This window comes from Janthinobacterium sp. ROICE36, from assembly GCF_002869965.1.
GTDB lineage: Bacteria > Pseudomonadota > Gammaproteobacteria > Burkholderiales > Burkholderiaceae_D > Janthinobacterium.
Genome location: NZ_PEBS01000011.1, coordinates 1 through 25,603, shown reverse-complemented (window position 1 = coordinate 25,603; position 25,603 = coordinate 1). Strand labels below are relative to the sequence as shown.

The 25,603-nt window shown below is 64.0% G+C and carries 22 protein-coding genes, 2 tRNA genes and 1 pseudogene; 19 read left to right on the top strand and 6 right to left on the bottom strand.

What is annotated here, in order from left to right; all coding sequences use genetic code 11:
* Positions 1-123 precede the first annotated feature (123 nt).
* Positions 124-2,157 carry a sensor histidine kinase gene (locus CSZ94_RS06665; RefSeq protein ID WP_258000812.1) on the top strand — a complete coding sequence of 678 codons (2,034 nt, stop codon included), beginning with the start codon at positions 124-126 and terminating at the stop codon, positions 2,155-2,157.
* 18 nt (positions 2,158-2,175) lie between these two features.
* Positions 2,176-2,760 (top strand): response regulator transcription factor, encoded by a 585-nt coding sequence (locus CSZ94_RS06660; protein WP_102120791.1) that lies wholly within the window; start codon positions 2,176-2,178, stop codon positions 2,758-2,760.
* Between the two features lie 31 nt (positions 2,761-2,791).
* Here the strand turns inward: CSZ94_RS06660 and CSZ94_RS06655 are convergent, their stop codons facing one another.
* Both CSZ94_RS06655 and CSZ94_RS06650 read right to left on the bottom strand, forming a co-directional pair.
* Positions 2,792-3,619, bottom strand: a complete 828-nt coding sequence (locus tag CSZ94_RS06655; RefSeq protein ID WP_102120790.1) for a siderophore-interacting protein — start codon at positions 3,617-3,619, stop codon at positions 2,792-2,794.
* 22 nt (positions 3,620-3,641) lie between these two features.
* Positions 3,642-4,286, bottom strand: coding sequence for a PadR family transcriptional regulator (locus CSZ94_RS06650; RefSeq protein ID WP_102120789.1), 645 nt, complete (start codon positions 4,284-4,286; stop codon positions 3,642-3,644).
* A 113-nt stretch (positions 4,287-4,399) separates the two neighbouring features.
* Here CSZ94_RS06650 and CSZ94_RS06645 point away from each other — a divergent pair, with 113 nt between their 5' ends.
* A complete protein-coding gene (locus CSZ94_RS06645) occupies positions 4,400-4,630 on the top strand; it encodes a hypothetical protein (protein WP_102120788.1) in 231 nt (76 codons plus the stop codon).
* A gap of 7 nt (positions 4,631-4,637) precedes the next feature.
* On the opposite strand, the gene queG is transcribed toward CSZ94_RS06645, so the two are convergent.
* Positions 4,638-5,729, bottom strand: coding sequence for a tRNA epoxyqueuosine(34) reductase QueG (gene queG / locus CSZ94_RS06640; RefSeq protein ID WP_102120787.1), 1,092 nt, complete (start codon positions 5,727-5,729; stop codon positions 4,638-4,640).
* A 78-nt stretch (positions 5,730-5,807) separates the two neighbouring features.
* Here queG and tsaE point away from each other — a divergent pair, with 78 nt between their 5' ends.
* From tsaE to CSZ94_RS06625, 3 genes are read left to right on the top strand one after another with little or no spacing between them, the layout of a single operon-like run.
* Positions 5,808-6,296 (top strand): tRNA (adenosine(37)-N6)-threonylcarbamoyltransferase complex ATPase subunit type 1 TsaE, encoded by a 489-nt coding sequence (gene tsaE, locus CSZ94_RS06635; RefSeq protein ID WP_070223037.1) that lies wholly within the window; start codon positions 5,808-5,810, stop codon positions 6,294-6,296.
* Positions 6,260-7,657, top strand: coding sequence for an N-acetylmuramoyl-L-alanine amidase (locus tag CSZ94_RS06630; RefSeq protein WP_102120786.1), 1,398 nt, complete (start codon positions 6,260-6,262; stop codon positions 7,655-7,657). Before tsaE ends, CSZ94_RS06630 begins: the two co-directional genes overlap by 37 nt.
* 14 nt (positions 7,658-7,671) lie before the next feature.
* On the top strand, positions 7,672-8,508 hold the full coding sequence (locus CSZ94_RS06625; protein ID WP_102120785.1) for a D-hexose-6-phosphate mutarotase: 837 nt from the start codon (positions 7,672-7,674) through the stop codon (positions 8,506-8,508).
* Here CSZ94_RS06625 and CSZ94_RS06620 read toward each other — a convergent pair.
* Complete coding sequence (locus tag CSZ94_RS06620) at positions 8,505-9,404, bottom strand: carbonic anhydrase (RefSeq protein ID WP_258000811.1); 900 nt, start codon at positions 9,402-9,404, stop codon at positions 8,505-8,507. The genes CSZ94_RS06625 and CSZ94_RS06620 overlap by 4 nt on opposite strands.
* Between CSZ94_RS06620 and CSZ94_RS28520 the strand changes: the two genes are divergently transcribed.
* Complete coding sequence (locus CSZ94_RS28520; RefSeq protein WP_258000810.1) at positions 9,403-9,606, top strand: hypothetical protein; 204 nt, start codon at positions 9,403-9,405, stop codon at positions 9,604-9,606. The two genes, CSZ94_RS06620 and CSZ94_RS28520, sit on opposite strands and share 2 nt — an antisense overlap.
* A 99-nt stretch (positions 9,607-9,705) precedes the next feature.
* Here CSZ94_RS28520 and CSZ94_RS06615 read toward each other — a convergent pair whose 3' ends face one another.
* On the bottom strand, positions 9,706-10,356 hold the full coding sequence (locus CSZ94_RS06615; protein WP_102120784.1) for a VTT domain-containing protein: 651 nt from the start codon (positions 10,354-10,356) through the stop codon (positions 9,706-9,708).
* Between the two features lie 248 nt (positions 10,357-10,604).
* On the opposite strand from CSZ94_RS06615, the gene CSZ94_RS06610 reads away from it, so the two are divergent.
* The 12 genes from CSZ94_RS06610 (at position 10,605) to CSZ94_RS06555 (ending at position 25,405) form a co-directional block, all read left to right on the top strand.
* Positions 10,605-11,543, top strand: a complete 939-nt coding sequence (locus CSZ94_RS06610) for a peptidylprolyl isomerase (protein WP_102120783.1) — start codon at positions 10,605-10,607, stop codon at positions 11,541-11,543.
* A gap of 108 nt (positions 11,544-11,651) precedes the next feature.
* Positions 11,652-13,556, top strand: a complete 1,905-nt coding sequence (mutL, locus tag CSZ94_RS06605; protein ID WP_102120782.1) for a DNA mismatch repair endonuclease MutL — start codon at positions 11,652-11,654, stop codon at positions 13,554-13,556.
* A gap of 64 nt (positions 13,557-13,620) precedes the next feature.
* Complete coding sequence (gene miaA, locus CSZ94_RS06600) at positions 13,621-14,568, top strand: tRNA (adenosine(37)-N6)-dimethylallyltransferase MiaA (RefSeq protein WP_102120781.1); 948 nt, start codon at positions 13,621-13,623, stop codon at positions 14,566-14,568.
* Between the two features lie 240 nt (positions 14,569-14,808).
* Positions 14,809-14,885: transfer RNA gene (locus CSZ94_RS06595), tRNA-Met, on the top strand.
* 61 nt (positions 14,886-14,946) lie between these two features.
* Positions 14,947-15,023: transfer RNA gene (locus CSZ94_RS06590), tRNA-Met, on the top strand.
* Between the two features lie 183 nt (positions 15,024-15,206).
* Positions 15,207-15,734, top strand: coding sequence for a sigma-70 family RNA polymerase sigma factor (locus tag CSZ94_RS06585; protein ID WP_102120780.1), 528 nt, complete (start codon positions 15,207-15,209; stop codon positions 15,732-15,734).
* A complete protein-coding gene (locus CSZ94_RS06580; RefSeq protein ID WP_102120779.1) occupies positions 15,731-16,717 on the top strand; it encodes a FecR domain-containing protein in 987 nt (328 codons plus the stop codon). The genes CSZ94_RS06585 and CSZ94_RS06580 overlap by 4 nt, the downstream gene beginning before the upstream one ends.
* An 83-nt stretch (positions 16,718-16,800) precedes the next feature.
* On the top strand, positions 16,801-19,269 hold the full coding sequence (locus tag CSZ94_RS06575) for a TonB-dependent siderophore receptor (protein ID WP_102120778.1): 2,469 nt from the start codon (positions 16,801-16,803) through the stop codon (positions 19,267-19,269).
* Positions 19,270-19,418: 149 nt separating this feature from the next.
* On the top strand, positions 19,419-20,438 hold the full coding sequence (locus CSZ94_RS06570) for a LacI family DNA-binding transcriptional regulator (RefSeq protein ID WP_102120777.1): 1,020 nt from the start codon (positions 19,419-19,421) through the stop codon (positions 20,436-20,438).
* Positions 20,439-20,671: 233 nt separating this feature from the next.
* Positions 20,672-22,072, top strand: coding sequence for an alkaline phosphatase family protein (locus CSZ94_RS06565; RefSeq protein ID WP_102120776.1), 1,401 nt, complete (start codon positions 20,672-20,674; stop codon positions 22,070-22,072).
* A gap of 80 nt (positions 22,073-22,152) precedes the next feature.
* Entirely contained in the window at positions 22,153-23,742 is a 1,590-nt protein-coding gene (locus CSZ94_RS06560; RefSeq protein ID WP_102120775.1) for a histidine-type phosphatase, read from the top strand.
* A gap of 88 nt (positions 23,743-23,830) precedes the next feature.
* Positions 23,831-25,405 carry a histidine phosphatase family protein gene (locus tag CSZ94_RS06555; RefSeq protein ID WP_258000809.1) on the top strand — a complete coding sequence of 525 codons (1,575 nt, stop codon included), beginning with the start codon at positions 23,831-23,833 and terminating at the stop codon, positions 25,403-25,405.
* Positions 25,406-25,427: 22 nt separating this feature from the next.
* Here CSZ94_RS06555 and CSZ94_RS28515 read toward each other — a convergent pair.
* Positions 25,428-25,603, bottom strand: a pseudogene (locus CSZ94_RS28515) (methylmalonate-semialdehyde dehydrogenase (CoA acylating)); the annotation flags it as partial.

The window sequence follows — 25,603 nt, the reverse complement described above, 5'->3', positions numbered from 1 at the left end:
TCCTGGATGGTTTTTGAAAAAACTTTATTATTTGTCTACTTGGATATTGTCCCAAAGAAACCACCACGGCTATTGTGGTTAACCACAATAGCCGGCTCCCGATAAGCCGCTACCCTGCCAGCCATGCCGACTCCTCCCACCCTTGCACGCCGCTTCAAGCTATCGAGCCCGATGCGCTGGCTGCTGCCCGTCATCCTGCTGCTGCTGTTCCTGTCCATCCTGTTCTGGCTGCCCTGGCAGGCACGCCAGATGGAAAGCAACGAGCGCCAGGAGCAGTTGATCGCCGATACCCTGTGGGTGGAGCAAACCATCCGCTTTCAACTGGCGCGCAACGAGGAAAGCCTGTTCAACCTGGGCGTGGACATCGCCAGCGCCTCGCTGAGCGCGGAAAAAGTGCACGAACGGCTGCAGCAGATGCTGCGCAATGGCCGCGAATTGCAGCGCGTGCTATGGCTCGACACCAGCGGCAAGGTGCTGGCCACCAGCGACAACAGCCTGCCGCATGCCCTGGCGTTTTCACCGGCTTCGCTGACGGCGGCCGACAATGCGCGCCGCCTGCACCGGGGGCAGTATGCCCAGCCATCGCAGCAAAGCGGCTTTCCCGACGCGCCGCCAGGCGCCATGCTGATGGATTACCACCAGCCCCTGTTCGATGGCCAGCGCTATGTGGGCAGCCTGGTAGCTACCTACCAGATCAGCAGCCTGCTCGATGAAATGGTGCCGTGGTGGTTCGCCCAGGATAACCAGATTTCGCTGATCGACCGCGACGACAAGGTACTGGCGCGGCGCGCCGCCGCCGGTCCCGGTCACGGCGTGTACACGCACAAGCGCGCGCTCGACGTGCCCGGTGCCACCATCACCCTGTTTACCGACAGTGTAAAAAGCCAGCCCAAGCTGCTGCCCAATTTGCTGGTCGGCTCCGTCATCGCCCTGTCGCTGGGTTTGCTGTGGAGCTTGCTGGCCCTGTGGCGGCATATTTCGCGCCGCCTGGTGGCCGAAGGGGCGCTGCGCCAGCAGATGCTGTTTCGCACGGCGATGGAAAACTCGCTGGTGACAGGCATGCGCGCGCGCGACCTGGAAGGACGTGTCACGTATGTCAATCCCGCGTTCTGCCACATCGTCGGCTATCCTGCCGAGGAAATCCTGGGGCGTTTGCCACCCATGCCCTACTGGGTGCCAGAAGCGCTGGAGGAATACCAGCAGCGCTTCGTCAAGGCCCTTGCTGGCAATCCCACGCCGCAGTTCGAAACCTATTTCCAGCGCCCCGACGGCACGCGCGTGCCCGTGCTGATCTTCGAAGCGCCGCTGGTGGACAAGAACGGCCGGCAGACAGGCTGGATGGGCTCCGTGCTCGACATTTCGGACCGCAAGCGGGTCGAGGAACTGAATCGCCAGCAGCAGGAAAAGCTGCAAACGAGTTCGCGCCTGGCCACCATGGGCGAGTTGGCGTCGATGCTGGCGCATGAACTGAACCAGCCGCTGGCAGCCATCTCCAGCTACACCACGGGGGCGCTGAACCTGATCCGCCGCGCCATCGAGCATGACGCCCCCGTCGATCCGAACACCTTGAAGCCGGCGCTGGAACAGGCCGGCGCGCAGGCGCAGCGGGCCGGCCAGATCATCCGCAGCGTGCATGATTTTGTGCGCAAAAGCGAACCGCAGCGCCAGGATATCGCCATCCGCACGCTGATCGACGGCATCCGCGCGCTGATCGACCTGCAGGCGCGCAAATACTATGTCACCATCCAGGAAGAGCTGCCGCCGGACCTGCCGCTGTTGCGCGCCGACCCCGTGATGATCGAGCAAGTGCTGCTGAACCTGACGCGCAACGCCATCGAGGCCATGCAGGATGCGCCACCCGGACGGCGTATCATGCGCCTGCGGGCCAGCCACGATGCGCAGCAAGGCATGGTGACGGTGGATGTGATCGACCATGGCCACGGCATTGCGCAAGACGTGGCCGAGCGGCTGTTTTCGCCGTTTTTCTCGACCAAGTCCGAAGGCATGGGCATGGGCCTGAACATCTGCCGCACCGCCATCGAATTTCACGGCGGCGCGCTGACTTTCAACGCCAACCCCGCTGGCGGTACTATCTTTACATTCAGTGTGCCGGCCGCGCCGCGCACTCAGCACCAGGCAATAAGCAATAACCAATAACGACGAGCCGGAGACACCATGCTACACATCATCGACGACGAAGAGGTCGTACGCGACTCCCTGTCCTGGCTGGCCGCCTCGCGCAGCATCGAGGCGCGCAACTACGCCAGCGCCCAGCAATTCCTCGATAGCCTGGACGGCAGCTTCGACGCCGCTGGCGACTGCGTGCTGCTCGACGTGCGCATGCCCGACATGAACGGCATCGCCCTGTTCGACCAGCTGGTCAAGCGCGACCTGACGGCGCGCCTGCCCGTGATTTTCCTCACCGGCCACGGCGACGTGCCGATGGCCGTCGACAGCCTGAAACGGGGCGCCTTCGATTTTTTCGAAAAGCCGTTCAACGACAACGACCTGATGGACCGCGTGCAGCAGGGCCTGGCGAACTCGCGCCAGGCAGGCGAGATGGCCGCCGTGCACGCGCGCCTGGCCACCCTGTCGACGCGCGAACGCGAAGTGCTGGACCTGATTTTGGCGGGCAAGATGAACAAGGTGGTGGCCGACAAGCTGGGCATCAGCATGCGCACCGTGGAAGTGCACCGCGCGCATATCTTCGACAAGATGCAGGTCAAGACGGCGGTGGAGCTGGCGGGCTTGTTGAAGTAGGCTGCAATCTGGGGTCTGACCCCGGCCTTAATCACTCATCATGATGCTCATGGTGCTCGGCCGCCCCATGCTTCCAGTAACTGGCTACATGCAGATGCTGCTTCGGCACCCCGGCTTCAATAAAGTGCCCGCGCAAGCCCTGCACCTGCGCATGCTCGCACGCCACCCACACATAGCCATCGCCATCCTGCGGCAGGGCCACCTGCGCCAACGCTTCCAGCAACAAGGCGCCGCTGCGGCCATTGCGCGCCACCCAGCGCACGTCCAGCTGCGCCGCACTGTCCAACGCGATCTGTTCGCCGTCTTCGACGATTTCGATCACGGCCATCGCCCGCGCCGTGGCCGGCAGCTGCTCCAGGCGGCGGGCGATCGCCGGCAGGGCCGTCTGGTCGCCCACCAGCACATACCAGTCGAAGTCAAACGGCACCAGCATCGAGCCGCGCGGACCGCCCACGCCCAGGGTCTGGCCGGGTACGGCTTGCGCCGCCCACAGCGATGCAGGCCCGTCGTCATGCAGCACGAAGTCGATTTCCAGCTCGCGCCGTTCGGCGTCATAACGGCGCGGCGTGTAGTTGCGGGCGATGGGACGCGCCCCTTGCGCGTACTGGATCGGGTTAGCGCCGTTGCCCAGCACGGGAAGCACGGGGGTAGTCTCGCCCGGGGCGGGGAAGAACAGTTTCACGTGATCGTCGTGCGCCGGCGAGACAAAGCCTTCCAGGTCGTCGCCGGCCAGGGTGATGCGGCGCATGTGCGGCGTCAGCTGCTCGGTGCGCACGACGGTGAGCACGCGCAGTGTCAAGTCATGCCGCACGCGCTCGATGGCATGCGGGCGTGGTGCCGTAGGTGATGCAGTAATCATTGCTTATCCTTGTAAAGTAGGCTCAGTGACCATCGACGATGGCGTTCGCCGCCTGTTCCAGCACGGCAGAAACGCGCTCGGCTTCCGCTTCACTCCAGTTGCTCTTGTTCAGCAACAGCGCATGCTTGAGGGTGTGCATGGCCTGGTGCACGCGCTCGGGCAAGGCCTTGCGCGCCTGGACCCGGGCGAACATGTCGAGGCGAGCCAGAATGCCGTCCACCTGGGCGCGGTTCTCGTCAAGATAGGCGCGCCCCTGGTCCGTGATCGCGTAGAGCTTCTTGCCGCTGGCGCTTTCGGAGGACGTCACGTGGTCCTGCTCTTCCAGCAAGGTCAATGTCGGATACACGGCACCCGGGCTGGGGGCATACGCGCCGCCGCAACGCTCTTCGATGGCCTTGATGATTTCATAGCCGTGACGGGGGCTGATTTCGATCAGCGCCAGCACGATCAGCGGCAGGTCGCCACGGCCGAAGACGCGCTCGGCCCGTTCGCCGCGTCCACCCCGGCCACCGGGGCCGCCATGGCCCATGCCGTCGCCTCGCTCGTCGAAGCCGCGCGGGCCGCGGCCGTGCATGAAGTGACCAGGGTTGTGTTCGTGGCGATGCTCGCCGTGATGGTGGTGATGTTGGCCGCAATGGCCGTGTTCTGCGTGGTGTGAGTTTCTCATGTTTTCTCTTTAAAGATATATCGTTAGTAGGTATCTTTATTTTATAACGATATATCGATAAGTCAAGGAAAAATTTGTTATGCGCGTCTTTCCCCCATCCACACGCCGATGCCATGCCTGACAAAACCGCCTTCGACAAAATGGTTGTGAAAAATGCCAAGGCCCTGGCCGTACTCAATGACGGCGGCGAACACGGGGAATTGCTGGCGCAGTTGCCGGCGGAGGCGGGCAGCGACATCCACCGCGACGATATCCGCCACTTTGCACACACCGTGGGGCGCAACAGCGTGGCGATGGTCGCCATTGATAGTGAGTGGTCGGCGCTGCGCCTGCAGCAGGTTTAAACGAAAATCAAACGATACCGTGCAGGGCCAGCGCCCATTCGACGTGTTCGCGCACGATGGCCGACGGGTGCTCGCGGCGCGACAGCAGGGCCGCGACGATGTCGGCCTGGCCCAGGGCCTTGGCGGCCGCGTTGCCCATGCCGACGGCCAGGTTGCGCAGCCAGCGTTCGTGGCCGATGCGGCGAATCGCGCTGCCTTCCATGCGGCGGTTGAATTGCTCTTCCGTCCAGGCGAACAGCTCCACCATGCCGGCGCTGCCCAGGCTGTGGCGCTCGTCGAAGTCGGGCACGACGGCGCGCTGGGCGAATTTATTCCACGGGCAGACGGTCTGACAATCGTCGCAGCCGTACACCTTGTTGCCGATCAAGGGGCGCATCTCGACGGGAATGGCGCCCTTCAATTCGATGGTCAGGTAGGAGATGCAGCGGCGCGCGTCGAGCTGGTACGGCCCCAGTATCGCCTGCGTCGGGCACACCGTGATGCAGGCCGAGCACTGGCCGCAGCGCGCAATCTCCGGCGGGTCGACGGGCAGCGGCACGTCGATCAGGATTTCGCCGAGGAAGAAGAAGGAGCCGCCCTGGCGGTTGATCAGCAAAGTGTGCTTGCCGCGCCAGCCCAGCCCTCCCTTTTGCGCCAGTTCGACTTCCATCACGGGCGCCGAATCGCTGAAGACGCGGTAACCGAAGTCGCCGATCTCGCCCTTGATGCGCTCGGCCAGCTGCTGCAGGCGCGCACGCATCACCTTGTGATAGTCGCGGCCCCGCGCATACACGGAGATCACGGCCGCTGCGGGATCGGCGTCGCGCGCCGCCTCGTGCGCGCGCCAGTCCGGGCCCAGCGCCGGCGGCAGGTAATTCATGCGCGCACTGATGGCGCGCACCGTACCCGGCACCAGTTCGGCCGGGCGCGCACGCTTCATGCCATGGCTGGCCATGTAATCCATTTCGCCGTGGTACCCTGCAGCTAGCCAGGCCTGCAAGGGTGCTTCCATGTGCGACAGGTCCACGTCGGCGATACGCACCTCGGCAAAACCCAGCTCGCGCCCCCATTCTTTAATGGTGCGCGCCAGGACGGCGAGATCGGTGACGGTGGCAGACATAGGGGACTTTACGGAAAACGGCAGGCGCGCGGGCGGTTACAATGACAGCAGCCTCCATTTTATGCGATACAGAAGATAATGACCGAACACTTCACAGCCCACCTCCACGACGAAGCCGGTACCGCCGCGCTGGGCGCCGCGCTGGCGCGCGCACTGGCACCGGGCCTGGCGATCTACCTGCATGGCGACCTGGGTGCCGGCAAGACGGCCCTCACGCGCGCCCTGCTGCACGCGGCAGGCCATGCGGGCCACGTCAAAAGCCCCACCTATACGCTGTCCGAACCGTACACGGTGCAGCTCGATGGCCAGAGCGTCAACGTCATCCACTTCGACCTGTACCGCATGGGCAGTGCCGAGGAATTCCTCGACGCCGGTTTTCGCGAAGACTTCGACGGCCGCAATATCTGCATCGTCGAATGGCCGGAGAAAGCCGAACCGGTTCTGCCGCCGGCCGACCTGAATATTTATTTGAACGTTGCGGGTACAGGACGTGATGTAGAATTGCAGGCGTCTTCTGAATTGGGTCTGTCATGCCTTCATCGTCTCAAATTCGCCCCGAACCTTTGATCTCCTCGCCCATCACCCGGCGCACGGTACTCAAGGCCGGCGGCACCCTGCTGTTGTCCGTGTTCGCGCCCATGTCGGCGATGGCGGCGCAAATTCTCGCCGTGCGCGTCTGGCCGGCCGATGACTACACGCGCGTCACCTTGGAAAACGACAGCATCCTGAAGGCGACCCACTTCATCGTCAAGGACCCGGAACGGCTGGTGGTCGACATCGAAGGACTGGAGCTCAATCCCACCTTGAAAGGCCTGGTGGCGAAGATCCAGTCGAACGACCCGTACATCAAGCAGGTGCGCGTGGGCCAGAACCGGCCCAACGTGGTGCGCCTGGTGTTCGACCTGAAGGAGGAAGTCACGCCGCAGCTGTTTACCCTGCCGCCGGCCGGCTCCTACAACCACCGCCTGATCTTCGACCTGTATCCCGTGCACGAGCCGGACCTGATCGCGCAGATGATCGAAAAGGGCGACTGGTCGAGCGACCCCGCCAAGCCACCGATGGCCGGCACGCATACGCCGCCGCCCGCGCTGCCCCTGCCCGACAGCGGCAAGCCGCCCGTGGCGGTCGTGCCGCCGGTGGCGACCATCGTGCCGCCTGTGCCCGATATCCGCCCGGAACAGCGCCCCGAAGCGCGCCCCCTGCCAGGCCAGAAAGTGGTGCGCATGATTACCATCGCGCTCGACCCCGGCCACGGAGGCGAAGACCCGGGCGCCATGGGCAGCCGGGGCAGCCGCGAAAAAGACGTGGTGCTGGCCATCGCCAAGCGCCTCAAAACCAAGCTGGAACTGCAGCCCAACATGCGCGTCATGCTCACGCGCGACGCCGATTTCTTCGTCCCGCTGGGCATGCGCGTGGAAAAAGCACGCAAGGTGCAGGCCGACCTGTTCGTCTCCATCCACGCCGACGCGTTCATCCAGCCGACGGCGCGCGGCTCGTCCGTCTTCGTACTGTCCGAGAAAGGCGCCACCTCGACGGCCGCGCGCTGGCTGGCCAACAAGGAAAATCAGGCCGACCTGATCGGCGGCGTGAACGTGAAGAACCACGACAAGCAACTGGCCAGCGTGCTGCTCGACCTGTCGACGACGGCGCAAATCAATGACAGCATGAAGCTGGGCAAGGCCGTGCTGCGCGAAATCGGCGGCATCAACCGCCTGCACAAGGGATCCGTCGAGCAGGCCGGTTTCGCCGTGCTGAAAGCACCGGACATCCCCTCCATCCTGATTGAGACAGCCTTCATCTCGAACCCGGAAGAAGAAGCCAAGCTGACCGACAACGGCTACCAGGACCAGATGGCAGACGCCATCGTCACGGGCATCAAGAATTACTTCGCCAAGAATCCGCCGCTGGCGAAAAGCCGTTTGACCTGACAAGAAAGCCGAGCATGAGCGAGAGTATCTTTGGCGAGCTGCCAGCCGTGACCATCTGCGCCGCCGATGGCGCGCAAGCCACCGTCACCCTGTACGGCGGCCACCTGGTCTCGTGGCGGACCAGCGACGGCCAGGAGCGCCTGTTCTGCAGCCGCGCATCCAGTCTCGATGGCAGCCGCGCCATCCGTGGCGGCGTGCCCGTGATCTTTCCCCAGTTCGGCGCGCGCGGCACGGGCATGCGCCATGGCTTTGCGCGCGTGGCGACCTGGCAGCTGGAATCGACCGGCAAAGTCGATGGCGCTGCCCATGCGGAATTTACCTTGCAGCACACGGAACTGCCGGAGGCGATCGGCGCCAGCTGGCCCTACGCCTTCACCCTGCGCCTGCGCGTGGCGGTGCAAGGCCAATCGCTGGAGCTGAGTCTGTCCGTGCGCAACACAGGCGAGCAGGCATTCCCGTTCTCGGCCGCCCTGCACAGCTATTTTGCGATTGAACAATTGAGCGAGGCGCGCGTTGGCGGCTTGCAGCGCGTGCGCTATTCAGACGAGACGCCGCAAGATGCCTTGCAGGCGGAAGAACTGCTGCAGTTTGCAGACAAGTTGGACCGAATCTACTACCAGCTGCCGGGCGCCTTGAGCCTGCAGTCTGGCAGCCACACCCTGCGCCTGGAGCAGCAGGGCTTTACGGATGCCGTCGTGTGGAACCCGGGCGCGCAAGACGCAGCCGCCCTGCCCGACCTGGCCGACGACGAATACCAGCGCTTCATCTGCATCGAGCCGGCCCTGATCCAGCCCGATACGCTGGCTGCCGGCGCCGAGTGGACCGGCCGCCAGCGCCTCGCATTTATTTAATTCGACTCTTTGATGATGCGGCCATTCGCAGGCTGAATCGGGCGTGCATTCAAGGGATACAAGCGGCTGAACAAGGCCATCTGCGCCGGCGAGGCCTGGATAGGCTGCTTCATCACCAGCCACAGCACGCCTTCGCTGCAAGGCGGCTCCGTCATCGATCCCATGTAGGTGTAGTAATCGCGCCGCGACGGCAGCATCTCGGCCGGGTCGAGCAGGATGGTGGGCTGCATGGTCTCGAATTTTTCCAGCGGCAGGTTGTTCCACACCGTCTGGATGGTCGCTTGCGGCGCGCCCCGCTCCAGCAGCAGCGCCAGCACGGCTTGCCGGCCTTCCGCGTCGCGGTGCACCAGGTGTACCACCATTTCAAAGGCCTTGCCGTTGATGCGCTCTTCGGACGGGCGGTGGAAATGGAATTGCTGCAGCTCGAACATGCGGTTCTGCACCGTGATGTAATTGCCGCCACTCACGCCCACCTGCACCGTGTGACCGTTATCGACCACACTGAACGACGATGGGTGGTAGTCAAAGCTGATCTGCTCGAGTTCCACCTTCATGCCATCGCGGATATCGATCGGCGACTGACGGCTGCCATTGCCGCACTTGGCCCAGTCGACATTGATCTTGCTCCAGTTGGCCGGGCCGCTGTCGCCTTCGTACGACCAGTGCGTGCCGCGCGGCACGGGAGGTGGTGGCGGTGGCGCCGCTTTCACCACGGCGGCGCGCTTGGCACGGGCAGAGGCGCGGGCCGCCTGGGTGGCGCGCATTTCCGCCAGGCGCGCCGCGATACGTTCGGACAGGTCGACTTCAGACGCTTCTTCCTTCTCGCGCGCCGTGGGCGCGACGACGACAGGCGCCTTGACCTCCTTACCCTTCACCGATTCGGTCAGGGTTTTCATGGCGGCAGCACGCGCCGACGCCGACATGGGCGCGCTCGCTGGCGCGGATGCGGCGGCGCTCGCCGAAGCGGGGACATCTTTGGCGCTTGCCGTGACCGCCATCGCGGCAAGGCTGCAAGCTAACAGGGCGCTCAAATGTCGCATGGAAATCCAGAAAGTGAGAATACCCTCTGGTTTACGGCTGGAAAGCAACAAAACTTGAATCAGCGTGGGAGTAAAACAAAAACAAGGAAGAGAAAAACTGGATCCGGGGCCCGCTGCGGCCTGTGCCGCAGCGCGCTTGCCCCGGATCCATACGGCCTTACGCCGACTTGCCGACCATGCGCTTGTAGATTTTCCACATGCCGCCCAGTACCACCGGCACGACGGCGGCGCCGACACCGATCAGCACGATCAAGGTCAGGTGGTCGCGAATCCATGGGATATTGCCGAAGAAGTAGCCCGCCGTCACCAGACCGACCACCCACAACAGGGCGCCCGTCACGTTGTACATCTGGAAGCGCGCATGCGTCATGTCGGAAATGCCGGCCACGAAGGGAGCGAAGGTGCGCACCACCGGCACGAAACGGGCCAGGATAATGGTCTTGCCGCCGTGCTTTTCAAAGAATTCATGCGTACGGCGCATGGCATCCTTGTTGATCCAGCGGTAATCGTGGGTAAACACCCTTTGTCCGATGGCCTCGCCTATCCAGTAATTGAGCGTGTTACCCGTGACGGCCGCCGTCACCAGCAGGGCAATCAGCAAGCCCAGGTGCATCTGTCCCGTCGCGCAAAACGCGCCGGCGATAAACAATAAGGTATCCCCAGGGAAGAAGAACAGCACCACGAGGCCTGTTTCGCAAAAAATAATGGCAAACAGCACCGCGTACACGAGGGTACCGTACTGCTCGATCAAGAGACCCAGCGTCTTGTCAACATGCACGATCATGTCGAGGAATTGCACAAAATCCATATATTTTTCCCTAGAGGTAGCGGCGGAATCATACACCACCGGACCGGCGCAACGGCAGTCCCCTGCCCTATATTTCGTGATTAATTCGGCAGCGCCCCTGGCGGCGTGGCATTTTAAGTGCAGGTTAAGGAAACGCCGTATCGGCCGGCCAATGCCAGGATTACTATTTGCAATGTTTTTCAAACGAAATATTAGCATTCCGGTATACACTTTCTGACCGGTGCAACCCGTGCCGACCAGGAGAAAACATGTATCGACACCCACTGAGCGGCCTGACCATGGCCACCATACTGGGCCTTGCACATCTGACTGCCCACGCGGCGCCTGTCCAGATCAAGGCGCCCGCCGAACTGCCCGCCAAGGCGACGCTCGCCGACGTGATCAAGGCCTCCAAACCGTCCGACTGGCGTGCGCTGGACCCGGACAACACCCTGTACCTGGAGATTCCCGCCGGCCGCGTGGTGATCGAGCTGGCGCCCGACTTCGCGCCGAAACACGTGGCCAACATCAAGGCCCTGGTGGCAGAACAGTATTACGATGGCCTGGCCATCACGCGCGCGCAGGACAACTGGGTGGCGCAGTGGGGCGATCCGAACGAGAAAAATCCCAAGCCCATCTTGCATGCCCAACGCACCTTGCCCGGCGAATTCACCGTGCCCTTGAAAAACATCAAGAGCTTCACGCGCCTGCCGGACGTCGATGGCTATGCGCCGCAGGTGGGCCATTCGAACGGTTTCCCGTCCGCGCGCGATCCGAAAAGCGGCACGGCCTGGCTCACGCATTGCTATGCCACCGTAGGTGTGGGCCGCGACAGTGCCAGCGACAGCGGCGGCGGCACGGAGCTGTACGCCGTCATCGGCCAGTCGCCGCGCCACCTGGACCGCGACATCACCGTGGTCGGACGCGTGGTGGCCGGCATGCCGCTGCTGTCGACCCTGCCACGGGGCGCGGGACCCATGGGCTTTTATGACAGCCCCGAGAAAAACGTGCCGATCAAGGCCATCCGCCTGGCCGCCAGCATGCCGCCAGAGCAGCGCGCGAACCTGGAAGTGATGCGCACAGACAGCGCCGCCTACCAGGCCGTGCTGGAAGCCCAGCGCCACCGCGGCGGCCCCTGGAGCAAGGTCACGGCCGACCACGTCGACCTGTGCAATGCGCCGATACCGGTGCGGGAGATAGCGAAGTAGGCCAACTTTTAGCCCAAGAACAAGGGCTGGGGTCAGTCTCTTCGAGATCGGGATACGTCCCATTGGGGCGTATCCCCCCGACGGGTTTGGCCCCGGTATAATTACCGCATGAACGCGCCCATCACACCCCACCGCCCGATCCAGGCCCTGCCTGACCAGTTGATTTCGCAAATCGCCGCTGGCGAGGTGGTCGAGCGGCCATCGGCCGTGGTCAAGGAGTTGCTGGAAAACGCGCTCGACTCGGGTGCCACGCAGATCACGGTGCGGCTGGAAGAAGGGGGCGTAAAACGCATCGCGATTACCGACAATGGCCGCGGCATCGACAAGGAACAGCTGCCGCTGGCCCTGGCGCGCCACGCCACCTCCAAGATCGCCTCCTTGCACGACCTGGAAAACGTGGGTACCCTGGGCTTTCGCGGCGAGGCGCTGGCCTCCATCGCCTCGGTGGCCGCCGTCACCCTGACCTCGCGCACGGCGGACGCAGCCCATGCGTGGGAAATCGTTGGCTCGCACAACGGCAGCGTCTCGCCGTCGTCGGGCGCGCATGGCACCACGGTCGACGTGCAAGACCTGTATTTCAACACGCCCGCGCGGCGCAAGTTCCTCAAATCCGAACAGACGGAATACGGCCACTGCGCCGAAGTGGTACGCCGCATCGCCCTGGCGCGGCCTGACGTGGCGTTTTCGCTGTCGCACAATGGGCGCACCATCAACCAGTGGAATATCAGCGAACTGGCCAAGCGCAGCGCCCACATCCTGGGCGATGACTTCGCCGAAGCGCGCCTGGCGCTGGACGAATCGGCCGGCACCCTGCGCATACACGGCTTTGCCGGCTTGCCAACGGCATCGAAGGCACGCGCCGACGGCCAGTTCTTTTATGTCAATGGCCGCTTCGTGCGCGACAAGCTGCTGGTGCATGCCGTGCGCATGGCGTACCAGGACGTGCTGCATGGCGACCGTTTTCCCTCGTACGTGCTGGCGCTCGACCTCGACCCGGCGCTGGTCGACGTCAACGTGCACCCGTCGAAGATCGAAGTGCGCTTCCGCGACAGCCGCTCCGTGCATCAGTTTGTCTTCCACGCGGTGCAGCGCGCGCTGGCGCAGACCTCGGCCACGGCCTTCGGCAGCGTGCCGGCGCCGCTGCCGGCCGCTTCCAGCCTCGGTGTCAACGACGGCACCCAGGGCGCGGGCGGCCCCGGCATCTGGCGCCGCGAGCAGACGCAAACCTCGTTCGGCGCGCAATTTACGAATACCTTCGCGCCCGCCTCGCCCGGTGCGGCCCGCCCCTTCTTTGCCGATGCGCCAGGAATCGCCCAGGACACGGCGGCTTACGGCGCCCTGTTCGGCGCCGCCGCCAGCTCTCCGATCACGCAGGTCGAGCCCTACATCGCCTCGTCCGAAGCGATGGCGCGCGAAGAATATCCGCTGGGCTTTGCCCTGGCCCAGCTGCACGGCATCTACATCCTGGCGCAAAACACCAAGGGCCTGGTGCTGGTCGACATGCACGCCGCGCATGAGCGCATCCTGTACGAACAGCTGAAAAACGCGCTGCAGGCGCAAGTCTCGGGCCAGGACATGCAGGTGCAGTCGCTGTTGATACCCGTGACGTTTTATGCTGATGCCATCGAAGTGTCGACGGCGAATGAAAACCAGGAAACGCTCAAGGCGCTGGGCTTCGATATCGCCGCCCTGTCGCCCACCACCCTGGCCGTGCGTTCCGTGCCGACCTTGCTGAAAAACGCCGACGCGCAAACGCTGGCGCGCGACGTGCTGCGCGACGTGCGCGAATATGGCGGCTCGCGCGTGCTGATCGAGCGCCAGAACGAATTGCTGGGCACCCTGGCCTGCCACACGGCCGTGCGCGCCAACCGCATCTTGTCGGTGCAGGAAATGAATGCCCTCTTGCGCCAGATGGAGAGCACGGAACGCGCCGACCAGTGCAACCATGGCCGGCCCACATGGGTACAGGTCGAGATCAACGCGCTCGATAAACTGTTCCTGCGCGGGCAGTAAAAATCCGGGGTCTGACCCCAGCCTTTGCCTTGGGGTTCCCATCGCAAGTACATCAAAAAGTATCATGAAAAACACCCCACACCTCCCCCTGGCCGTCGCCATCATGGGCCCCACGGCCAGCGGCAAGACGGCCAGTGCGCTGGCCATCGCGCAAGCCATCCCGTCCGAGATCATTTCCGTCGATTCCGCCCTCGTCTACCGGGGCATGGATATCGGCACGGCCAAGCCATCGAAAGAAGAACTGGCCCAGGCGCCGCATCATTTGATCGACATCATCGACCCGCTGGACGCCTATTCGGTGGCGCAGTTCCGCAACGATACCCTGCGCCTGGTGAGTGAAATCTGCGCGCGCGGCAAGCTGCCGCTGCTGGTCGGCGGCACCATGCTGTACTTCAAGGGCCTGACCGATGGCCTCGACGACTTGCCCGGCGCCGATCCTGTCTTGCGCGCCCAACTGGAAGAGGACGCGGCCGCCATCGGCTGGCCCGCCATGCATGCGCGCCTGGCGCAGCAAGACCCTGTCACGGCCGCGCGCCTGGCGCCAGCCGATGCGCAGCGCATCGGCCGCGCGCTGGAAATCATCGCCCTGTCCGGCCAGCCCATGTCGGCCCTGCTGGCCCTGCGCGAAAAAACCGTGCTGCCATTTCAATTACAGTCGTTCGCGCTGGAGCCATCGGACCGAGCCGTGCTACATGCGCGCATCGCCACGCGCTTCGACATCATGCTGAAAAACGATGCCCTGCTCGATGAAGTGGAAGGGTTGCGCCGGCGCGGCGACCTGCATCCCGGCCTGCCTTCCATGCGCTGCGTGGGCTACCGCCAGGCCTGGGAGTACCTCGATGGGCGCATCGACCGCGCCACCTTGCGCGAGACGGGCATCATCGCCACGCGCCAGCTGGCCAAGCGCCAGCTGACCTGGTTACGCGCGATGCCGGAGCGCATCGTCATCGATTGCCTGGGAGCTGATCCGGCCAGCGCCATGCTGGCACAGATCCGCCCTTTGCTGAAATAAGCGTCGCCACACAACAACTGGCCAGGCGCTAGGCTCGACTTAGGCTACGCGCGATGCCGGAGCGCATCGTCATCGATTGCCTGGGAGCTGATCCGGCCAGCGCCATGCTGGCACAGATCCAGCACTTGCTGACGCCGTTACAAAAATAATCACACCGACAAAACGCCACGAAAAACCCACAGATTTTTCATGGCCGGCATTGACAAGGAAATGGGAAGACTGGATAATGCTCGGCTGTTGGGTGATATAGCTCAGTTGGTTAGAGCACAGCATTCATAATGCTGGGGTCGGTGGTTCAAGTCCACCTATCACCACCAAAGAACAAGAATCATGGTTCTGCCATGGTCGCAACCAGCATCCGGTCTGACCGGTCTGTTTGGTGATATAGCTCAGTTGGTTAGAGCACAGCATTCATAATGCTGGGGTCGGTGGTTCAAGCCCCCCTATCACCACCAAGAATTACCCGCCCCAAAAACCCCGCCACTGCCCCGTGCAGCGGCGGGTTTTTTCATTTCCCGCACCGCTGCGCATGCGGCCTGCGCGCAACACCTGCCCCATCCGCATGCAATCGGGGATTGTGGCAAGCCGCCACTGGCGCTTACAATGAGAATAATTCTCATTTATATTAATCATCACTCATGTCCATCGTCCAACCCAGCCTGCAACAGCAAGTGCAGTCGCTCTACAGCGAGCATCACGGCTGGCTGGTCGGCTGGCTGCGCAAAAAACTCAGCTGCCCGCATGGCGCGGCCGATGTGGCGCAAGACACGTTCGTGCGCATCATCGCCTCGCGCGACGCGCTATTCGGCATGCGCGAGCCGCGCGCCTACTTGTCTACCACGGCAAAGCGATTGCTGCTCGACCGCGCGCGCCGCCAAATACTCGAGCGCAGCTACTTGGCGGAACTGGCCGTACTGGCCGACAGCTTGCCCGGCGCGCCTTCGCCGGACGATATCCTGATGGCTGTGCAGGCGCTTGAGCAGATCGCCATGGCGCTGGCCGGCTTATCGGCCAAGGCGCGCGACGCCTTCTTGCTGCACTACCTGGAAGAGCAGCCGCAGGCTGCCGTGGCGGCACAACTGAAGGTCTCCACGCGCATGGTGCAAAAATACCTGGTGCAAGCCTTGCTGGCCTGCCGCCATGCCTGTCCGGCCCTGGCGGCATGAATACCATCCGCGCCGAGGTCGCAGCCGAGCAGGCCGCGCACTGGATCGTGCAACTCAGCGCCGACGATCCGGCCGAGCGCGACACCGCGCAGGCCGGCTTCGCTGCGTGGAAGGCGGCCGATCCGCTGCACGCGACCGCAGCCGCCGGCATGGAAAACCTGCTGCGTCAATTGAATGCCGTACGCGAACCGGCCGGCGGCGACCATAGGCCCGCACGCTCCGCCCTGGCCGCCATTGCCCCCAAGCGCCAACGTCTGCGCCAGCTGGCCGCAGCCAGCGCCGTGGCCGCGCTGGTGCTGACCGGTGCACTGGTCAGCAGCGAGCGCCCCGCCTACCTGCTGGCCGACCTGCGCAGCCCCACCGGACAATGGTCCACGCACACGCTGGCCGACGGCAGCCACCTCACCCTGGGCAGCGACAGCGCCGTCAACGTGCGTTTCACTGCGGGCGAGCGGCATGTGGAGCTGGTGCGTGGCGACATCCTCGTCAACGTGGCCAAGGATGCGCAGCGCCCCTTCATCGTCGACAGCAAGCAGGCGGCGATCCGCGCCTTGGGCACGCGTTTTACCGTGCGCAGGGACGATGGCGCCACCATCTTGAGCATGCTGGAATCCAAAGTGCTGGCGCAGGTGCCGCAACATCCGGCCGTCGTGGTGCAGGCGGGCCAGCGCACGCGCATCACGGACGATGGCGTGGGCCCGTTGCAAGCCATCGATGCGGCCAGCGTGCAGGACGCGTGGCGCGCGCGCCAGTTGGTGGTCGATGACTTGCCGCTGGCCGAGGTACTCGACGAACTGGCCCGTCACCGTCCCGGACAACTGCATTACGACCGGGCGCAGATAGCGGGTATACGCGTGGCCGCCGTGCTGCCGCTGGACGACACGGACAAGGCGCTGCAACTGTTGATCGATAATTTCCCGCAGCTGCGCATCCGCATGCTGACGCGCTACCTGGTGATGGTCGACGCTCCCGTCAAAAAATAATGCGAATAATTTCGCGTGCGCGGTTCCACTTTGCGCATCTCGTGCGTCAAGGCAGCTGAGATCAATCAAAAAAGGCTGTCACCATGTCCGTTCAAGTCCTTGCCGTTTCATCCCCGAACACCCTGCGCACGCGGCTGCGCCCGCTGGCCCTGGCGGCCATGCTGCTGGCCGGCGCCGGCCTGCATGCCCAGGCAGTCGCCCAGGCTGCACCGGCCGTCGCCAGCTACGCCATCCCCGCCGGTCCGCTGGCCGGTGCCTTGAATCGCTATGCCCAGCAGGCGGGCGTCTCCATCGTCATCGATGCCTCCAAGGTGCAGGGTTTGACCAGCGCAGGCCTGCAAGGCAGCTACGCCATCGATGACGGTTTCGCCGTGCTGCTGCGCGGCAGCGGCTACGCCATCGGCAAGACGCCCACCGGTTATGTGCTGGTGACAGCCCCCGCGCCGGTGTCCGCCCCCACGGCGGCGGCCGAGCGCACCATGCCCTCGATTACCATCGTCGGCCAGGCCGAGCAAGGCGCCACCACGGAAGGCAGCGGCTCCTATACGGCACGCAGGATCAGCATCGGCAAGGGCGAGCAAGCGATGAAGGACATCCCGCAATCGGTCAGCGTGCTGACGCGCCAGCGCCTGGACGATCAGGGCATCACGGACTTGCGCGAGGCCGTCAACAACGTCACCGGCGTGGTGGGCGTACATGGCGTGGGACCGGGCGTGGTGATCACGGCGCGCGGTTTCCAGATCGACCAATGGCAATACGACGGCGTGCCGATCGACCGCAACACCTATGCACTGGGTAACTGGGGCCAGGAGAACATGGTCATCTACGACCGCCTGGAAGTGCTGCGCGGTGCCTCCGGCATGCTGGTCGGCACGGGCAGCCCTGGTGGCTCCGTCAGCCTGGTACGCAAGCGCCCGACCGCCACGCGCAGCGTCAGCATGACGGCGCGCGCCGGCTCGTGGGACCATGTTGGCGCCCAGCTCGACGTCAGCAGCTCCTTGAACGCGGACGCCAGCCTGCGCGGACGCGTTATTGTCGATGAAGACGATACCCACTCCTTCGTCGACCAGGTGTGGAGCAAGAACCGCACCCTGTATGCGGCGCTCGACTATGACCTGGGACCGGCCACCACCCTGGGCCTGGCCATCAGCAACGTCAATGACCACGGCCGCCCCACCTTCATCGGCCTGCCCCGCTATGTGGACGGCAGCGCGCTGAACCTTCCCCGCTCCACCTTCACGGGCGCCGACTGGAACCGCAGCGAGGCCAGGCAAACCAACGTTTACCTCGACCTGGAACACCATTTCAACAGCCAGTGGAGCCTGAAGGCATCGGCCGTGAACATGCAGGAAAATACCAGCTCCGTGCACCAGCGCGTGGCCATGCCCATCCGTCCCGACGGCAGCGGCGCGCGCTATGGCGACTTTGGCCTGGTTTTCGACAACCGCAAGCGCGGTATCGATACCTTCGTACGCGGCAAATTCGATGGCCTGGGCATGGCGCAGGAAGTCCTCGTGGGCGCCAGCTATGTCACGCTGGCGTCAGACGACCGCTACGCGCGCGCCTGGGAAGAAGCGGCAAACGTCTTCAACATCAACCACCACCGTCCATGGCAAGATATCGACGGTATCGCCGCGCGCCCAACGGGCGTGACCAGCGACAGCACCTACGAAATACGCCAGAAAGGCCTGTATGGCAGCTGGAACGGCCAGTTGACCGGCAAGCTGAAAGCCGTGCTGGGCGGACGCTTCAGCTGGTATGACTTCCTGTATGCGACGCCTGCAGGTTCAGAAGAACAACTCAACGCCACCGCCAAGTTCACGCCGTCGGCGGGACTGATCTACGCGCTCGATCCGCAATGGTCGGCCTACGCCAGCTATGCCGACATCTTCACGCCGCAAAGCAACCGCGACGTGCAAGGCAAGGTCCTCAAGCCCATCACGGGCAGCAACTACGAGGCGGGCATCAAGGGGGAACTGATGGATGGCAAGGTGAACACCTCGCTGGCCGTGTTCCGCTACGACCACAAGAACCGCGCCGTCACCGACTATGCCGCCGACCTTGTGTGCGACGGGCAGTACTGCTCGCGCGCCTCGGGCAAGGTGCGCAGCCAGGGCCTGGAAGCGGAAGTTTCCGGCGAAGTGGCGCGCGGCTTGCAGCTGTCGGCCGGCTACGCCTATACGACGACGACCTACCTGGAAGACCCGGACAAGCAGGGCAAGGTCTTTTCCACCTGGACGCCGAAGCACATGCTGCGCGTCTGGTCCAGCTATACCCTGCCCGGCGCCTGGGACAAGTTCAGCGTGGGCGCCGGCGCCAACCTGCAAAGCCATACGCTCGATACCGCGTACACGTTCAAGGTTGCCGGCTTCTCGATATGGAATGCACGCCTGGCCTGGCAAGCCACGCCGCAAATGGCCCTGTCGGTCAACGTCAACAATGTTCTCGACAAGCGCTATATCATCCCGGCCTACAACACCACCGGGTCGAATAACTACTATGGCGACCCGCGCAACGTGCAGTTCACCTTGAAGTACACACCGAAGTGGTAAGACGATTGAGAAGCTGAGCACCGGCACGATGGCCGTGGTGCGGGACTGGCATTCAGTTCGCGCCGCGGCCGGGATTTTCGGCTAAGATGATGGCGCGGCGTTGCGCCGCACCGCATCGTGCATCGGCCTCTCATTCATCTACACCGTCAATGGAACAAAAAGACAAGTCTTGGGTCACTTCGGTGGACGTCGCCAAACGGGCCGGCGTCTCCCGCTCCGCCGTCTCGCGCACATTCACACCGGGCGCCAGCGTGGCGCCCGAAACACGGGCCCGCGTGATGGAAGCGGCGCAGTCGCTGGGCTACCAGGTCAACATCCTGGCGCGCAGCATGAACCAGGGACAAAGCAACCTGGTAGGCGTCGTCATCACAGGCTTCACGGACCCGTTCCGCGTGGCCCTGCTGGGCGAAGTCACGCGCAGCCTGAGCGAACATGCGCTGGTGCCGCTGCTGATGAATGCGGAAGACCCCGAACGCCTCAGCGAATTGCTGCGCATCCTGCTCAGCTACAAGATTTCCGGCGTCATCATGACATCCGGCTCGCCGCCGTCCGCCGTCGCCACTGAATACCTGCAGCGTCAAGTGCCGGTGGCCATGATCAATCGCGCGCGCGACCTGAAAGGCGTGGACGTGGTCAACAGTGACAATCGCCATGGTGGCGAACTGGCGGCCAGCACCCTGCTCGACAGCGGCGCCAAACGGCTGGTCTTCATCAACACGCGCGCCAGCAGTTTCAGCGGCATCGCGCGCGGCAAAGCCTTCCTTGAACACCTGGCGCCGGCCGTGGCGAAAAAGCGCTGCACGGCGGACGAATACCTGGCTGACGCCATCGGCTACCAGGCGGGCCAGGATGCGGCCGACGCCCTGCTCGCCTCGGGCAAGCTGCCCGACGGCGTCTTTTGCGCCACCGACCTGATCGCCTGCGGCTTCATCGATGCGGCGCGCAGCAGGTTCGGCATCGACGTGCCTGCGCAGTTGCAGGTGATCGGTTTCGACGACATTCCCATGGCCGCGCTCGATGCCTACCAGCTGACCACCATCCGCCAGGACGCGGGCGAACTGGCGCGCCGCGCCGTCAAGAGCCTGGTCGAACGCATGGAAAAATTTGCCATGCCGGGTCGCCTGAAGGAAGTACCCGTCACCCTGGTGCGGCGCGGCACGACGCGCTAGTCCACTCAAGACGGCAGATGGCGCAACGCCGTCTGCCCGCCCGCCACCGCTCGCCGTTCCCCGTTTTCCACATTTTTTCGTCCCCCGCCTGTACTTGTTGACATCAAAAAAAATCCGGGTTACTGTTTGCACACGCGTGCTGCACACGTGTGCAATTCGTTCAAACAGGCCGGTTCTGGCCACACCACTAAAAAAAGCGCCCCGTCCGCGGAGGCGCCATCAAGGAGACTGTTATGTTGAACCACGTTCTAAGAATCGCCCTGTTCGGCGCCGGGGCCATCGGTCTGGCGGCCTGCACCACCCCCGTCGGCACGCGGCAAGATATGGCCGCCGCGGTCGCCGCCGATCCAAAGCTGGCGAAAATCGGCCAGATCGTCGTCGTTTACATGGAAAACCGCAGCTTCGACCATTTGTTCGGCACCTTCCCTGGCGCCGACGGCATCGCCAATGGCCGCGCGCCCGACACCACCACGCAGACCGGCCCCGATGGCAAGCCCTATGCCATACTGCCCGCCGTCGCGCTCGACAAGGGCGGCCTGGACGCGCGCTTCAAGGCCGGCATCGCCAACGCGCCCTTCCACATGGAACCGAGCGTCTCGCTGGGCGACAAGACGGCCAGTCCCGTGCATGCCTTCTGGACGCACAAGCGCCAGATCAACGACGGCAAGAACGACCGCTTCGTCGTCGAGGGCAATACAGGCGCCCTGCCCATGGGCTATTTCGATGGCAGCAAGCTCAAACTGTGGGCGCTGGCGCAACGCTACACGCTGGCCGACCGCTTCTTCCAGTCCGCCTACGGCGGCTCCTTCCTCAACCACATGTGGCTGACCTGCGCCTGCACGCCCGTGTTCCCGAACGCGCCCAAGTCCATCGTCGCCCGGGATGAGCGCGGCACGGGCCACAAGAAGGGCGAAGAGGCGGAAGTGACGCAGGATGGCTACGCCGTCAACACCATGCAGGGCCCGTTGCTGTTCGACCCCACCAAGAAACAGACTTTCCTGCCGCCGCAAACCTTGCCCACCATCGGCGACCGCCTGACGGACAAGGGCATTTCCTGGGTCTACTATGCGGACGGCTACGACATCGCTGTCGCCTCGACCAAGTCGGGCAAGAAGGCCGACGATTTCTCGTATCACCACCAGCCGTTCACCTATTTCAAGCGCTTCATCGACAGCCCGCAGCAGCGCGCCACGCACCTGAAAGACCGTTCCGATATGCTCGCCGACGTCAAGGCGGGAAAACTGCCGCCCGTCTCGTTCTACAAGCCCATGGGCAAGAAGAACATGCATCCAGGGATGGATAAATCGAGCGTGGCGGCCGGCGACGACGAGGGCGTAGCCATCATCAGCGCCATCATGGAAGGCCCGCAATGGAAGGACACCGTCATCATCGTCACCACCGATGAAAACGGCGGCTTCTGGGACCACGTGGCGCCACCGAAAGGCGACCGCTTCGGCCCGGCCACGCGCATCCCCGCCCTGGTCATCTCGCCCTTCAGCGAAGGAGGCCATATCGACCATACCGAGTATGAAACCGTATCGATTCTGAAGTTCATCGAGGAACGCCACGGCCTGGCACCCTTGAGCGAGCGCGATGCGCGCGCCAACAGTCTGGCCAAAGCACTCAAGCTGTAAAGCCCATTCTCCTGCCTGTCTACCCTGGGTGCGCCGTCCTGCGCGGCGCGCCCGGGCTAACCACACCTGAAGGTAACGCCATGCTGCACGCACGCCATCTTCCCCTGCCCATCCTGATGTTCTCCCTGGCCGCCTGTGGCGGCAGCGAGACCGCCCCTCCAGTCACGCCGGCCATCCCCGTCACCTACTATCAGACCAAGACGCTGTACACGCCGCAGCAGGACGCCGCCACGTATGAAGCCGCGCCGGCCGGCTATGCGCCCGTGTTCACCGAACTGGTGGCGCGCCACGGCTCGCGCGGGCTGTCGAGCATGAAGTATGACGCCGCCTTCTACAACGTCTGGCAAAGGGCGGCCGCCGACGATGCGCTTACGCCGCTGGGGCAAAAGCTGGGCGCCGACATCTTGAAACTGATGAAGGGCAACGCGCTGCTCGGCTATGGCGTCGACGGCATCACGGCGCCCGGTTACGGCAACCTGTCGCAGACGGGCATCAATGAACACAAGCAGCTGGCCGTGCGCATGCTGGCGCGCATGCCCGCCCTGTTCACGCAGCTGGGCGCGAACGCCGCCAGCGCGCCACGCCAGATCGTCACCATCAGTTCCGGCGTGGACCGCGCCAAGGACAGCGCTGCATATTTTGTGCAGTCGCTGACCGCCACGGCGCCGGCCGTCGCGCCCTTGATTACCCTGCCGCCCGCGCCGGCCGGCTACCCGGCCGGCAAGCCCGTAGCGCAGCCCGATGGCACCAACCGCTTCCTGCTGTATGCACACAAACTGGTGCCGAAGACGGACCTGGTGAGCGATGCCCTCGACCGCCATTACCAGACTTACCAGGACAGCCAGGCTTACCAGGCCTACCTGGATAGCCCCGGTTTCCTGGCCAAGTACACGGCCATCGACACAGATGCCACGGCGCGCACCCTGGGACGCGAGGTGCTGGAGCGACTGTTTACCAAAACCTTCGTCGACAGGATCGACAACGGCACCTATCGCTTTGCCAATACGGGCACTTACAGTTTTACCAGCGATGATGGCAAGTTCACCAACACCGTCACGGGCGATGGCGGCACTACCATCAAGGGCCTGGCCGATGCCGCCTCGGTGCTGTACAACCTGTACGCCATCATGGCCGGCATGACGAATGAAGTAAAAGCCGACTTCGTGCAGTACATGCCGTCGGACGCGGCGAAGTACCAGGCCTTCGTGCAGGACTACCAGGATTTCTATAACAAGGGGCCCGGCACCACGGAAGGCGCCGGCGTCACCTGGAACTATGTGCGCGCGCTGCGCGACGACTTCTTCACGGAAGTGGACGCCATCGCGCGCGGCGACCTGTCGCACGGCGCCAAGCTGCGTTTCACGCACGCGGAAGCCATCATCCCGCTGGCCACGGCCATGGGTCTGAAGGGCGTCGTCGGCGCGCTGCCGGCGGCGCAGAACTACAGCTATGACAACAGCAACTGGCGCGGCCTGTACGTGGCGCCGATGGCGGCCAACATGCAGTGGGATGTGTACCGCGACGCCAGCGGCAATGTGCTGGTAAAAATGCTGTACAACGAAAAGGAAACGGACTTCCAGGCCGCCTGCGATAGCGCCCGCTTTGCTGCCGGCAGCCATTTCTATGTGTATGCGAAGCTGAAGACCTGCTACGGCCACGTGGCGCAGTAATCAGGGCATGCAGGCGGGTAGCCGTGCCCGCCTGTTTGACGTTTGATGCTAGGCTCGCACCCAGGAACTAATCACGTCACGGACTCCCATGCCCCCATCTCTCCCCTTGTCCAGCATGCTGCTGGCCCTGGCCTTCGCCATCAGCTCCGCTCCCGCCATGGCCGTCGAAGGCCATTACCAGACCAAGACGCCCTATGCGCCACAGCAGGATCCGGCCACCTATGCCGCGCCGCCGGCCGGCTTCCAGCCCATCTACACGCAACTGGTGGCGCGCCACGGTTCGCGCGGGCTGACCGGCATGAAGAACGACGCGGCCTTGTATGCGATGTGGCAGCAGGCCGCCGCGCAGGAGGCGCTCACGCCACTGGGACGCGAACTGGGCCCCGATATCCTGGCCCTGATGCAGGCGAATGCCTTGCTTGGTTATGGCGTGGCCGGCATCGAGCGGCCCGGCTACGGCAATCTGTCGCAGACGGGCATCGACGAACACCGGCAACTGGCCGTGCGCATACTGGCGCGCCTGCCTACCCTGTTTGCGCAAATCGGGCAGGATGCCGCGACGGCGCCGCGCCAGCTCGTCACCATCGATTCGGGCGTGGACCGCGCGCGCGACAGTGCGCGCTTTTTCACGCAGTCGCTGCTCGAACACGCGCCCGCGCTGGCGCCCTTGTTGTACCTGCCGCCCGCGCCGACGCCGTATCCGCAGCAACGCGCACCCGTACTGCAGCATGATGGCGTCAACCGCTTCCTGCTGTACGCGCACAAGCTGGCGCCGCAGACGGATTTTGTCGCCGATCGCGCCAACCCGCATTACGCCACCTATGCCGCCAGCCAGGCCTACCAGTACTATCAAAGAACCAAGCAGCTGCACGCGCTGATGGATGCGCCAGCCCGGCAGCCGGAAGCGGCCGCGCATGCGCGCCACGTGCTTGAACGGCTGTTTGCGCCCGCCTTCCTCGACCAGTTTGAAGGCGGCCGCGCCAGCTATGCCGACAAGGGCAGCTACACCTTCACCAGCGCGGACGGCAAGCTCACGCGTACCATGACGGGCAGCGGCAAGACCGTCATCCGCAGCCTGAATGCGGCCGCCTCGAAACTGTATGCGCTGTATGCGATCAGCGCCGGCATGCGGCATGAAGTACCGGCCGATTTCAGCCGCTACATGCCTGCCGAGGATGCGCGCTACTACGCGTATATCGCCGACCATGAGGATTTTTACCAGAAAGGACCGGCTACCACGGCCAGCGCAGGCGTGACCTGGCGTTTCGCGCTGGCCTTGCGCGAGGATTTTTTCAAGGAAGTCGACGCGCTGACCAAGGGAGATTTGCGCCACGCGGCCAAGCTGCGCTTCACGCACGCCGAGATGATCATTCCGCTCGCTTCGGCCATGGGCTTGAAGCAGGTGCTGGCGCCGCTGCCGGCATCGGCCAGCTACAGTTACGAGAGTAATCCGTGGCGCGGACAGGACGTCTCGCCGCTGGCGGCCAATATGCAGTGGGATGTGTACCGCAACGGCGAAGGACAGCTCATCGTGCGCCTGCTGTACAACGAGAAGGAAACCGACTTCCAGACCGCTTGCGACGGTGCCCGCATCGCGCCGGGCAGCGTCTTTTACGACTATATGAAACTGAAGACCTGCTACGGACACGTGGCGGCGCGCTGATGCTGCGCGCCGCCACGGCGTTTTACTTCAAGGTCGGCATGGCAAACTCGGCGCCTGCAGCTGTCGAGGCCGGCCAGCGCTGCGTGACGGCCTTCTGCTTGGTGTAGAAACGCACCGATTCCGGGCCATGCGCGTGGTGGTCGCCAAACAGGCTGCGCTTCCAGCCACCGAAGCTGTGGAAAGCCATCGGCACGGGAA

Bases quoted from the DNA above. Each gene is read 5' to 3' on its own strand.
- CSZ94_RS06625 (WP_102120785.1), top strand. From the start codon at position 7,672: ATGAGCGAGAGTATCTTTGGCGAGCTGCCAGCCGTGACCATCTGCGCC.
- CSZ94_RS28520 (WP_258000810.1), top strand. From the start codon at position 9,403: ATGGCGGCAGCACGCGCCGACGCCGACATGGGCGCGCTCGCTGGCGCG.
- CSZ94_RS06575 (WP_102120778.1), top strand. From the start codon at position 16,801: ATGTCCGTTCAAGTCCTTGCCGTTTCATCCCCGAACACCCTGCGCACG.
- CSZ94_RS06555 (WP_258000809.1), top strand. From the start codon at position 23,831: ATGCCCCCATCTCTCCCCTTGTCCAGCATGCTGCTGGCCCTGGCCTTC.
- CSZ94_RS06565 (WP_102120776.1), top strand. From the start codon at position 20,672: ATGTTGAACCACGTTCTAAGAATCGCCCTGTTCGGCGCCGGGGCCATC.
- CSZ94_RS06650 (WP_102120789.1), bottom strand. From the start codon at position 4,286: ATGAGAAACTCACACCACGCAGAACACGGCCATTGCGGCCAACATCAC.
- mutL (WP_102120782.1), top strand. From the start codon at position 11,652: ATGAACGCGCCCATCACACCCCACCGCCCGATCCAGGCCCTGCCTGAC.
- tsaE (WP_070223037.1), top strand. From the start codon at position 5,808: ATGACCGAACACTTCACAGCCCACCTCCACGACGAAGCCGGTACCGCC.
- CSZ94_RS06630 (WP_102120786.1), top strand. From the start codon at position 6,260: ATGCCTTCATCGTCTCAAATTCGCCCCGAACCTTTGATCTCCTCGCCC.
- CSZ94_RS06665 (WP_258000812.1), top strand. From the start codon at position 124: ATGCCGACTCCTCCCACCCTTGCACGCCGCTTCAAGCTATCGAGCCCG.
- CSZ94_RS06615 (WP_102120784.1), bottom strand. From the start codon at position 10,356: ATGGATTTTGTGCAATTCCTCGACATGATCGTGCATGTTGACAAGACG.
- miaA (WP_102120781.1), top strand. From the start codon at position 13,621: ATGAAAAACACCCCACACCTCCCCCTGGCCGTCGCCATCATGGGCCCC.
- CSZ94_RS06660 (WP_102120791.1), top strand. From the start codon at position 2,176: ATGCTACACATCATCGACGACGAAGAGGTCGTACGCGACTCCCTGTCC.
- CSZ94_RS06570 (WP_102120777.1), top strand. From the start codon at position 19,419: ATGGAACAAAAAGACAAGTCTTGGGTCACTTCGGTGGACGTCGCCAAA.
- CSZ94_RS06645 (WP_102120788.1), top strand. From the start codon at position 4,400: ATGCCTGACAAAACCGCCTTCGACAAAATGGTTGTGAAAAATGCCAAG.
- CSZ94_RS06620 (WP_258000811.1), bottom strand. From the start codon at position 9,404: ATGAAAACCCTGACCGAATCGGTGAAGGGTAAGGAGGTCAAGGCGCCT.
- CSZ94_RS06585 (WP_102120780.1), top strand. From the start codon at position 15,207: ATGTCCATCGTCCAACCCAGCCTGCAACAGCAAGTGCAGTCGCTCTAC.
- CSZ94_RS06560 (WP_102120775.1), top strand. From the start codon at position 22,153: ATGCTGCACGCACGCCATCTTCCCCTGCCCATCCTGATGTTCTCCCTG.
- CSZ94_RS06610 (WP_102120783.1), top strand. From the start codon at position 10,605: ATGTATCGACACCCACTGAGCGGCCTGACCATGGCCACCATACTGGGC.
- CSZ94_RS06580 (WP_102120779.1), top strand. From the start codon at position 15,731: ATGAATACCATCCGCGCCGAGGTCGCAGCCGAGCAGGCCGCGCACTGG.
- queG (WP_102120787.1), bottom strand. From the start codon at position 5,729: ATGTCTGCCACCGTCACCGATCTCGCCGTCCTGGCGCGCACCATTAAA.
- CSZ94_RS06655 (WP_102120790.1), bottom strand. From the start codon at position 3,619: ATGATTACTGCATCACCTACGGCACCACGCCCGCATGCCATCGAGCGC.